Origin of the sequence: Micromonospora sp. (genome assembly GCF_048594385.1) — a bacterium.
Classification (GTDB): Bacteria; Actinomycetota; Actinomycetes; order Mycobacteriales; family Micromonosporaceae; genus Micromonospora; species Micromonospora wenchangensis.
Genome location: NZ_JBMDWU010000620.1, coordinates 1 through 2,091, shown reverse-complemented (window position 1 = coordinate 2,091; position 2,091 = coordinate 1). Strand labels below are relative to the sequence as shown.

Genomic DNA, 2,091 nt, shown 5'->3' with positions numbered 1-2,091 from the left:
GCCGCGGGCGCGGCCTCGGACGCGGCGGAGCCGGAGCGGTAGGCGGAGGCCCAGACGGAGGAGCAGCCCACGGCCGAGGCGAACCCGGAGCCGGAGCCGGAGGTCAGCGAGCCGACCCCGGGCGCGGGCTACAGCGAGCCGGCCGCCGAGACCGAGTCGGCGGCCCAGCCGGTGCCGGCCGAGCGGGCCGCCCAGCCGGCCGCCCCGGCGGCACCGGCCGCGCCCGCCCAGGGTGGCGGCGACGCCCCCGGTTACGTGACCCCGCTGGTCCGCAAGCTGGCCGGCGAGCACGGTGTCGACCTGGCGTCGGTCAACGGCACCGGCGTGGGTGGCCGGATCCGCAAGCAGGACGTGCTGGAGGCGGCGGAGAAGGCGAAGGCGGCCAAGGCGGCTCCGGCCCCCGCCGCGCAGCCGGCCGCCGCGGCGACCCCGGCCGCACCGGCGGCGAAGCCGCAGCCGAGCGGCAAGCGGGGCACCACCGAGAAGCTGACCCGCATCCGCAAGGCCATCGCCAACCGCCTGCAGGAGTCGCTGCACGAGATGGCGCAGCTCACCACGGTGATCGAGGTGGACGTCACCCGGATCGCCAAGCTGCGGGCGCAGGCGAAGGACTCGTTCCAGCAGCGGCACGGCGTGAAGCTGTCGTTCCTGCCGTTCTTCGCGCTGGCCGCCATCGAGGCCCTGCAGACGTACCCGATCGTGAACGCCCGGATGGACCTCGACGCGGGCACCATCACCTACCCGGACGCCGAGAACCTCGGCATCGCGGTGGACACCGAGCGGGGCCTGCTGACGCCGGTCATCCACAACGCCGGTGACCTCAACCTGGGCGGCATCGCCAAGCGCGTCGCCGACCTGGCCGAGCGCACCCGGACCAACAAGATCAGCCCGGACGAGATCGCCGGGGCGACCTTCACGCTGACCAACACCGGCAGCCGGGGCGCGCTGTTCGACACCCCGATCGTGCCGTCGCCCCAGTCGGCGATGCTCGGCACGGGTGCCGTGGTGAAGCGTCCGGTCGTCGTCAACGACCCGGACCTTGGCGAGGTCATCGCGGTCCGGTCGATGGTCTACCTGGCCCTGTCCTACGACCACCGGCTGATCGACGGCGCCGACGCGGCCCGGTTCCTGGTCGCGGTCAAGGAGCGGCTGGAGGGCGGCAACTTCGAGGCCGAGCTGGGCCTGTAACACCCGCCTGCGCGAGGGCGCCCCGGTCGGTCGACCGGGGCGCCCTTCGTCGTCACGGGATCGCCGGGCACGCCGGCACGGCACCTACCGGCGGCTCAGCCGCGCAGGGTCTGCTCGGAGACCGTCCAGAGCCGCTCGGCGGCGGCCGGGTCGAGGGCGTACGCGGCGACGCCGGTGCGGGTGCCGGGCTGGTTCGGGGCGGCCTGCTGGCAGTCCTCGAAGTACCGGCCGCCGATCCCGTCGAGCAGCGGCGAGGTGGCGACCAGCACCGAGGTGGCGGCACCCTGCTCGACGGTCTTCCAGGTGGCCGCGCCGCCCCCGCTGGCGGCCCGCATCCGCTCCAGTTCCTCGGCACTGACGTACCGCTGGAGGTTGGTGTGGATCGCCCCGGGCATCAGCGCGTTGCTGACGATGCCGTCGTCGGCCCAGCGCCGGGTCGCCTCGACGGCGAACAGCACGTTCGCGGTCTTCGACTGCCCGTACGCCTCCCACGGGTCGTACGGGCGCTGCCGGAAGTGGATGTCGTCGAAGACCACCGGGGAGCGCAGGTGCGCCGCGGAGCTGACCGCGACGACGCGGGCCCCCTCGGCGGCGGCGAGGGCGCGGTGCAGCCCGGTGGCGAGGGCGAAGTGCCCGAGGTGGTTGGTGGCGAACTGCAACTCCCAGCCCTCGGGGGTACGCCGTTCGGGCGAGGCCATGATGCCGGCGTTGTTCACCAGCAGGTGCAGCGGCCCGTCCCAGGTGGCCACGAAGGCGGCCACCGACGCCCGGTCGGCGAGGTCGAGCGGGGCGCCCAGCAGCCGGTCGTTGCCGGTGCGGTCGGTGATGTCCGTCGCGGCGCGCCGACCGGCGGCGAGGTCGCGTCCGGCCAGGGTGACGTCGGCTCCGGCGGCGGCGAGGGCG

The 2,091-nt window shown here is 74.9% G+C and carries 1 protein-coding gene and 1 pseudogene; one reads left to right on the top strand and one right to left on the bottom strand.

The window, feature by feature from the left end; all coding sequences use genetic code 11:
- A pseudogene (sucB, locus tag ACOJTC_RS32570) lies at window positions 1–1,188 on the top strand (2-oxoglutarate dehydrogenase, E2 component, dihydrolipoamide succinyltransferase); the annotation flags it as partial.
- A gap of 95 nt (window positions 1,189–1,283) precedes the next feature.
- On the opposite strand, the gene ACOJTC_RS32565 reads toward sucB, so the two are convergent.
- Window positions 1,284–2,091: SDR family NAD(P)-dependent oxidoreductase (locus ACOJTC_RS32565; RefSeq protein WP_420119756.1), on the bottom strand; the 808-nt coding region annotated here is incomplete at its 5' end.